The organism is Ruegeria sp. BHSB058, from assembly GCF_059613285.1.
This window is the reverse complement of record NZ_JBXWSF010000011.1, coordinates 63220-71508: the sequence shown is the minus strand read 5'-3', so window position 1 is coordinate 71508 and position 8289 is coordinate 63220. Positions and strand designations below refer to the sequence as shown.

The 8289-nt window shown below is 63.8% G+C and carries 8 protein-coding genes; 6 read left to right on the top strand and 2 right to left on the bottom strand.

Annotated elements, in window-relative coordinates:
- A partial coding sequence (locus tag AC2FNB_RS04875) for an SRPBCC family protein (RefSeq protein ID WP_496744836.1) occupies positions 1-704 on the top strand: 704 nt, incomplete at its 5' end.
- Between the two features lie 16 nt (positions 705-720).
- Here the strand turns inward: AC2FNB_RS04875 and AC2FNB_RS04870 are convergent.
- Positions 721-915, bottom strand: coding sequence for a SlyX family protein (locus tag AC2FNB_RS04870; RefSeq protein WP_480747787.1), 195 nt, complete (start codon positions 913-915; stop codon positions 721-723).
- 102 nt (positions 916-1017) lie between these two features.
- On the opposite strand from AC2FNB_RS04870, the gene AC2FNB_RS04865 reads away from it, so the two are divergent.
- From AC2FNB_RS04865 to hisG, 4 genes are all read left to right on the top strand, one after another.
- Positions 1018-1821 (top strand): crotonase/enoyl-CoA hydratase family protein, encoded by an 804-nt coding sequence (locus AC2FNB_RS04865; protein WP_496744834.1) that lies wholly within the window; start codon positions 1018-1020, stop codon positions 1819-1821.
- A 117-nt stretch (positions 1822-1938) separates the two neighbouring features.
- Positions 1939-3426 carry a histidine--tRNA ligase gene (gene hisS / locus AC2FNB_RS04860; protein WP_496744832.1) on the top strand — a complete coding sequence of 496 codons (1488 nt, stop codon included), beginning with the start codon at positions 1939-1941 and terminating at the stop codon, positions 3424-3426.
- Between the two features lie 2 nt (positions 3427-3428).
- Positions 3429-4517 carry an ATP phosphoribosyltransferase regulatory subunit gene (locus AC2FNB_RS04855; RefSeq protein WP_496744830.1) on the top strand — a complete coding sequence of 363 codons (1089 nt, stop codon included), beginning with the start codon at positions 3429-3431 and terminating at the stop codon, positions 4515-4517.
- Positions 4514-5203: an ATP phosphoribosyltransferase gene (gene hisG, locus AC2FNB_RS04850; protein WP_480747783.1), complete on the top strand. Its 690-nt coding sequence runs from the start codon at positions 4514-4516 to the stop codon at positions 5201-5203. Before AC2FNB_RS04855 ends, hisG begins: the two co-directional genes overlap by 4 nt.
- Positions 5204-5215: 12 nt before the next feature.
- On the opposite strand, the gene AC2FNB_RS04845 is transcribed toward hisG, so the two are convergent.
- On the bottom strand, positions 5216-5647 hold the full coding sequence (locus AC2FNB_RS04845; RefSeq protein ID WP_480747782.1) for a DUF1489 family protein: 432 nt from the start codon (positions 5645-5647) through the stop codon (positions 5216-5218).
- A gap of 129 nt (positions 5648-5776) precedes the next feature.
- Here AC2FNB_RS04845 and AC2FNB_RS04840 point away from each other — a divergent pair, with 129 nt between their 5' ends.
- Positions 5777-8266 carry an adenosylcobalamin-dependent ribonucleoside-diphosphate reductase gene (locus AC2FNB_RS04840; RefSeq protein WP_496744828.1) on the top strand — a complete coding sequence of 830 codons (2490 nt, stop codon included), beginning with the start codon at positions 5777-5779 and terminating at the stop codon, positions 8264-8266.
- Positions 8267-8289 lie beyond the last annotated feature (23 nt).

The window sequence follows — 8289 nt, the reverse complement described above, 5'->3', positions numbered from 1 at the left end:
TCTTCATCCTGATATTCCGCCGCATGCGCATGATGGTCGAAATCGTGCCATTTTGGCTTGTTTTCAATGAAACGTTCAATCCGGCGCAATCGATGGTGGATCTTTTTGAACTGCCTGCGGCGATGACCGGGATTATCAGCCTCGTGATATTGCTGACCTTCATTTCCGTCACCTACGGGGTCGTGCTGGATCGATTTCGCTTTGGTCTGGATTGGAAATCCAAACGGCGCGTGCGCGTAAACCGCCCTGTCGAGGAAGTTTGGAGTGCATTTGCAATAGCTGATCATGGAACTGAGCCAAATTGGAATCCTGTCCTGCACGAGGCCAGACCCGTTCCCGACGACCCGAATAGTTTCGACGTTTACTACACGATGGGTCCGTCCATATTTCAGCACCAGCGGCAGACCGTTCTGAACAGCGAAGCGCCACGGCACTATCGCTATCGATTTTCCGGAAACATCAGCGCGAAAAACCATCGACTGACCGATGGAGAGTTCGACGTGACGCTTGAACCCGATGGCAAGGGTGGAACCTGCGTCACGGCCTTCCAGCACAACAAGGCCATGCTGCCGCGCAATGCCCTGGAACTTTGGTTTGACGATCAGCTTGGGGACGCCCTCGACGGGTTTGCCGCTCGATTACGCGGCAAGCGCGACTGGTCAATGACTGGTTTGTGGCAACGCAAGGTTCTCAGCCTGTCATAGGGGCTGAGTTCCTTGCTTAGTAATGCGGCGGGCGTTCGTCGCCCAGAACGATCCCGCCCGATCCTTCCTGCTCGCGCGCGGCCTCGCGCTGCATCAGCATCTCGACACGGCGGGTCAGCCGGTCGATCTCGGCCTGTTGGCGCGCGACCACGGCGCTCAGGTCATCGACGCTGCGCGTCAGGTGCGCGATCTGTTCCTCGAGATGCTGCATCGGCTGGCCCCCTGATTGTGCTGCCCCCGCTCATACAGGCGCGACGTCACACTTGCCAGCCCCGCCACCCAACGCAAGGCTGAAAAGCAGGAGGGGACCGCCATGACCATTCTGACAGACATCACCGGGCCGATCACCACCATCGCCCTCAACCGCCCCGAGGCGCGCAACGCGGTCGATCCCGCCACGGCGCGGGCGCTTTACGCTGCGTTTCTCGCCTTCGAGGCGGACGAGACGCAACAAGTCGCCATTCTGACCGGCACGGGCGGCTATTTCTGCGCGGGCTTCGATCTCAAGGCGGCCGGATCGGGGCAGGCAGATGGCTGGATTTCCTCGCTGGACATTCCCGCCGGCTGGACCGACCCGATCCATGACCCGCGCCCCGGCCCGATGGGGCCGTCGCGGTTGATGCTCTCGAAACCGGTCATCGCCGCCATCGAAGGCCCGGCGGTGGCGGGCGGCATGGAACTGGCCGCGTGGTGCGATCTGCGGGTGATGGCCAAGGGCGCGGTGACTGGCGTGTTCTGTCGCCGATGGGGCGTGCCGCTGATCGACGGCGGCACCGTCAGGCTGCCCGCGATTCTGGGGCAGGGGCGGGCCAACGACCTGATCCTCACCGGACGCCCCGTCGACGACGCCGAGGCTTTGGCCCTGGGCTTTGCCAACCGGACCTGCCCCAAGGGCGAGGCTCTGGCGGTGGCGCAGGATCTGGCCCGCGATCTCGCCCGCTTTCCGCAGGCCTGTCTGCGCGCCGATCACCTGTCGGCCCGGATGCCGCCCGCCGATCTGGCCGCCGCCCTGCGCCGCGAATGGCGCTCGGCCGCCGCATTCACAGCCGAGGGGCGCGCGGGCGCGGCGCGGTTTGCCTCGGGCAGGGGGCGGTCTGGGGATTTCCGCGAAATCTGACGGAACGGCCAGGGGAATGACCCGACATGCGGGCCTGCGGCAGCGCATTGCCTTGCCCCTGCGTGGACCATCGGCTAGACCGCGCGCGAAACAGGAATATCCGCAAGGACGCCCCAAATGGCCAAGCCCAAGAAACAGCCCCGCCCCAAGGCCGTGACGCCGAAAGGGTTCCGCGACTATTTCGGCTCGGAAGTCACGCAGCGCGCCGAGATGCTGCGAACCATCGCAGGCGTCTACCATCGGTACGGCTTTGACGCGCTGGAAAGCAGCGCGGTGGAAACCGTCGAGGCGCTGGGCAAGTTCCTGCCCGACGTGGACCGCCCGAACGAGGGCGTCTTCGCGTGGCAGGAGTTTGACGACGGCGGGCAGGGCGACTGGATGGCGCTGCGCTATGACCTGACCGCGCCTCTGGCCCGCGTCTATGCCCAGCACCGCAACGACCTGCCGACGCCTTATCGCCGCTATGCGATGGGTCCGGTCTGGCGGAATGAGAAGCCGGGACCGGGGCGGTATCGTCAATTCTATCAATGCGATGCCGATACGGTCGGCACCGCCTCGATGGCCGCCGACGCCGAGATCTGCGCCATGCTGGCCGACACGCTGGAAGAGGTTGGAATTCCCCGTGGGGATTACCTGATCCGGGTGAATAACCGAAAGGTATTGAATGGTGTGCTGGAGGCGATGGGACTTGGCGATGATCAAGCTGCCCGTGACAATGTCCTCCGCACTATCGACAAGTTCGACAAGGTAGGTGAACAGGGTGTACGCGAGTTGCTGACCAAGGGTCGTCTGGACGCGTCGGGCGCGTTTATCGACGGTGTCGGCCTTGGCGATGATCAGGCCGAGCCGGTCATCGCCTTCCTGACGTCGAAAGCCGCAGACACCGCCGGAACACTGGCCAACCTTCGCATTGCGGTGGGTGACAGCAAGATCGGGGCGGATGGGATTGCTGAACTGGAACAGATCGCTGACCTCCTTGCCGCCCAGGGTTACGGCCCCGACCGCATCGTCATCGACCCCTCCGTCGTCCGTGGCCTCGGCTATTACACCGGCCCGGTCTACGAGGCCGAGCTGACCTTTGAAATCTTCGACGAGAAAGGCCGCAAGCGGCAATTCGGCTCGGTCGCGGGTGGCGGGCGCTATGACGATCTGGTCAAGCGCTTCACCGGACAGGAAGTGCCCGCAACCGGCGTGTCCATCGGTGTTGACCGGCTGCTGGCGGCCCTGCGCGAAAAGGGCCGGATGCAGGCCGTTGAACATGGCCCCGTCGTCGTCACCGTCATGGATCGCGACCGCATGGCCGACTATCAGGCGATGGTGGCCGAGCTGCGCAACGCCGGCATCCGGGCCGAGGTCTATCTGGGCAACCCCAAGAACTTCGGCAATCAGCTCAAATACGCGGACAAGCGCAACTCTCCGGTCGCGGTGATCGAAGGCGGCGACGAAAAGGCCAAGGGCATCGTGCAGATCAAGGACCTGATCCTTGGCGCCAAGATCGCCGAAAGCGCCACGCTGGAGGAATGGAAAGAACGCCCCAGCCAGTTCGAGGTGCCGCGCGCCGACCTGGTCGCCAAGGTGCGTGAAATCCTCGACGGGCAGGGCTGACGATGCCGAACCGGTCCCAGATACAGGCCCGCGCCGCGATGATGCGCGTGCGTTTCGAGGCCGCCGGCGCGCAGGTGGTCGACCCGCCGCTGCTGCAACCGGCGGATTTGCTGCTTGACCTTTACGGCGAGGATATCCGCGCCCGCGCCTATGTCACCTCAGACGCGCTGCGGGGCGAACAGATGCTGCGCCCCGATTTCACCGTGCCGGTGGTGCAGATGCATATGAACGACGGCGCCGAACCGGCCCGCTACACCTATTCGGGCGAGGTGTTCCGCCGTCAGGAACTCGACCCCGACCGCGCCAATGAATACGTGCAGGTGGGCTATGAGGTGTTCGACCGCGAGGACCCGGCGGCAGCCGATGCCGAGGTGTTCTCGCTCTTTGCCCTGCAACTGCGCGGGCTGCCCCTGCGGGCGGCCACCGGCGATATCGGCATCCTGATCGCCGCCGTTCAGGGGCTGAACACGACCGAACGGCGCAAGGCCGCGCTGATGCGCCACCTGTGGCGGCCCCGGCGGTTCCGGGCGCTGATCGACCGCTTTTCCGGACGGGCTGCGGAACCGGCAAGCCGTACGGCGCTGCTGGCCTCGGCCAATCCGATGGCCTGCGACGCTCCGGCCATCGGCAAGCGCGGCGCGGCCGAGATCGCCGAGCGGATCGAGGCGCTGCGCGCGGACAAGGCGGCGGGTCCGATCTCGGATCATGAGATCGCCGGTCTGGAAACTCTGATGGCGGTGCGCGAAACCATGCCCTTTGCGCTGGAGCGCCTGCGTGACGTGGCGGTGGACCTGCCGCAGATCACCCCGGCGCTCGACCGGCTCGAAGCGCGGATCAAGGCCCTTGCGGCGCGCGGCGTCGATGTCGACCGGCTGGATTTCGAGGCCTCCTATGGCCGGACCTCGATGGAGTATTACGACGGTTTCGTCTTTGGCTTCTATGCCGAGGGCCGTCCCGACCTGCCGCCCGTCGCAACCGGCGGGCGCTATGACGCGCTGACGCGGCATCTGGGCAATGGCAAGGAAATCCCCGCCATCGGCGGCGTGCTGCGCCCCGACCTGATGCTCGAGATCGAGGAGGCCGCGGCATGAGCGTGAAACTGGGTGTCCCCTCCAAGGGCCGGCTCATGGACAAGACCTTTGCATGGTTCGAAAAGCGGGGCGTCTCGCTCAGCCGGGCCGGGGCCGACCGCGAATATGCCGGTCGCGTCGATGGCATCGACGGGGTGTCGCTGGTGCTGCTGTCCGCCGGGGAAATTCCCCGCGAACTGGCGGCGGGACGCATACACATGGGCGTCACCGGAACCGACCTGATCCACGAAAAGCTGCCTCGCTGGGAACAGCAGCTTGAACACGTGGCCGCGCTCGGATTTGGTCAGGCCGATCTGGTGGTCGCGGTTCCGGCCTGCTGGGTCGATGTGGATACGCTCGATGATCTGGACGCGGCGGCCTCGGCCTTTCGCCGCTCGCACGGTCACCGCCTGCGTATCGCCACCAAGTATCACCGCCTGGTGCGCGAGTTCCTGAACGGGGCCGGTGTCGCCGATTACACGCTGGTCGACAGCCAGGGCGCGACCGAAGGCACCGTCAAGAACGAAACCGCCGAGGCGATTGCCGATATCACCTCCAGCGGCGAGACGCTGCGCGCCAACCATCTCAAGATCCTGGCGGACGGTCTGGTTCTCAAATCGCAGGCCACGCTGTGGCGCAGCCGCGTTGCGCATTGCGAAGGCCAGGACAAAAAGACCCTGACCGCCCTGATCGACAAGCTGCGCTGACGGGCGTCTGCCCTACAGCACGCCAATCTCGGCCAGCGCCCGGTTCAACTCGTCCGGCAGCGCATCGTCCTGCACCCGCCCTCTGGGCAGGTCGGGCGGCGTGTCCTCGGGCTTCAGGTAACGCCAGCCCTGAAACGGGCGTTTCTGCGCGCTCTGGGTGCGATGCAGGTCCGGCTCCAGCACGATGGCGCAGCGGCGGATGCCGTCCTGCCCCATCACCTCGTCCAGCCGCAGGATGCGCTGGCGGCACTGCACCAGACCCTTGATCACCCAATAGATCGAACCGCCGTTCAATATCTCGGTCTCGCGCTTGGGCCACATGCGGGTGACATGGCGCGGCAACCCGTCCTCGGTCTGCGCTGCGCGCGTGCGCTGCCACTCGTCCAGCGTGTCAACGCTTTCCGAGCCGACCGAAAGCTTGATCAGGTTGATGTACTTATCCACAACTTCCCCACAGAGTCGTCCCAAGGCCCGACTTCATATTGTAGCCCGGCAACAGAATTCATCAACCTATTGTGGCGAGCCTCACAATAGGTTTAATCTGGATACCTCTTCCGGAACAGGGAATCACACATGAGCCGCTTTGCCGCCCCCATCGCCGAGCAGATCTGGGATATGAAATACCGCTTCAAACAGGCGGATGGCACCCCTATCGATCAGACGGTTGAAGACAGCTGGCGGCGCATCGCCCGTGATCTCGCGCGGGTCGAGAATGACCCCGCGCATTGGGAGGATAAATTCTTCGAGGCGCTGGAAGATTTCAAATACCTGCCCGCCGGGCGCATCACCGCAGGCGCAGGCACCGCGCGGCAGGTGACGCTGTTCAACTGCTTCGTTATGGGCACCATCCCCGACAGCATGGGCGGTATCTTCGACATGCTGAAAGAGGCCGCGCTGACCATGCAGCAGGGCGGCGGCATCGGTTACGATTTCTCGACCATCCGCCCGCGCGGCGCGGATGTAAAAGGCGTGGCGGCAGATGCCTCGGGCCCGCTCAGCTTTATGGATGTGTGGGACGCCATGTGCCGCACGATCATGTCCGCGGGCTCGCGTCGCGGCGCGATGATGGCGACCATGCGCTGCGATCACCCCGATATCGAACAGTTCATCACCGCCAAATCCGACCCGGCACGCCTGCGCATGTTCAACATGTCGGTGCTGGTGACCGACGCTTTCATGGAGGCGGTCAAGGCCGACGGCCCGTGGGAGCTGGTCTTCGACAACAAGATCTATCACACCGTGCAGGCGCGCGATCTGTGGAACAAGATCATGCAGGCGACCTATGACTATGCCGAACCGGGCGTGATCTTCATCGACCGCATCAATCAGGCCAACAACCTCAGCTATGTCGAAACCATCGCCGCCACCAACCCCTGCGGCGAACAGCCCCTGCCGCCCTATGGGGCCTGCCTGCTGGGCTCGATCAACCTGGCGCGGCTGGTCACCAACCCGTTCGAGGCGAACGCGGAACTGGACCCCGCGGCGCTCGGGGATCTGGTGGCGACAGCCGTGCGGATGATGGACAACGTGGTGGACGTGTCGAAATTCCCGCTGTCCGAACAGGCCGCCGAGGCGCAGGCCAAACGCCGCATCGGCCTTGGCGTCACCGGGCTGGCCGACGCGCTCCTGATGCTGGGCCTGCGCTATGGCTCGGACGAGGCGGCGCACCAGACCGAACGCTGGTTGCACGCCATTGCCCGCGCCGCCTATCTGGCGTCGGTCGATCTGGCCAAGGAGAAAGGCGCGTTCCCCCTGTTCGATGCCGAAAAATTCCTGGCCAGCGGCACCATGCGCGCCATGGACGATGACGTGCGCGACGCGATCCGCGAACACGGCATCCGCAACGCGCTGCTGACCTCGATTGCGCCCACCGGCACGATTTCGCTTTATGCCGGGAACGTGTCGTCGGGGATCGAGCCAGTCTTTGCCTATGCCTACACCCGCAAGGTGCTGCAGAAAGACGGCTCGCGCACCGAGGAAGAGGTGGTGGATTACGCCGTTCAGATGTGGCGCGACAAATTCGGCGACGCGGCGCTGCCCGACTATTTCGTCAATGCCCAGACCCTGACACCCCTTGATCATGTCAGGATGCAGGCGGCGGCGCAGAAATGGATCGACAGCTCAATTTCCAAGACCATCAACTGCCCCGAGGACATCAGCTTTGACGCCTTCAAGGACGTCTACATGCAGGCCTGGGATCAGGGCTGCAAAGGCTGCACGACCTATCGCCCCAATGACGTGACGGGGAGCGTTTTGAGTGTTTCTGATAACAAACAAGACGCATTAACAGTATACGAAAAAATTCGTGCGATCGCAGGGCCTAAGGGCCTGTCTGACAGGGCGCTTTCTTTGAATGCGGGATTGGGCGCGGGTTACGTGCATTCAATAAAGGCAGAAGGGAAGTCACCAACATTAGAGTCATTGCAAAAAATTGCGAAAGCTCTCGAGGTAAACACGGAGCAACTCATAGCTCAATCGGGACAGCCTACTGTCATCGCAAAAACTGACGCCGAACCTCAGCGCCCCCACGGCGACGTCATCTACATGTCGGAACCGCTGGACCGCCCGCAATCGCTCGAAGGGTCGACCTACAAGCTGAAATGGCCCGACAGCGAGCACGCGATCTATCTGACCATCAACGACATCATCATCTCGGGGCGCCGCCGCCCGTTCGAAGTGTTCATCAACTCCAAGAACATGGAACATTACGCCTGGACACTGGCGCTGACGCGGATGATCTCGGCCGTGTTCCGGCGCGGCGGCGACGTGTCCTTTGTGGTCGAAGAGCTGAAGGCCGTGTTCGACCCGCGCGGCGGGGCGTGGGTCAAGGGTAAATACATCCCCTCGATCCTGGCCGCGATCGGCGGCGTGATCGAACAGCACATGGTCGCCATCGGCTTTCTGGAAGGCGAGGGGATGGGCCTGAAATCCGACCCCCAGGCACAAGTGGTCAACGCGGGCGAATCACGCGGCAAGGCCTGCCCCAGCTGCGGCCAGTACGACATGCAGATGATCGAAGGCTGCATGACCTGCCGCAGCTGCGGCTATTCCAAGTGCCAGTGATTGCGCGCTGACGGGCCGGAAAC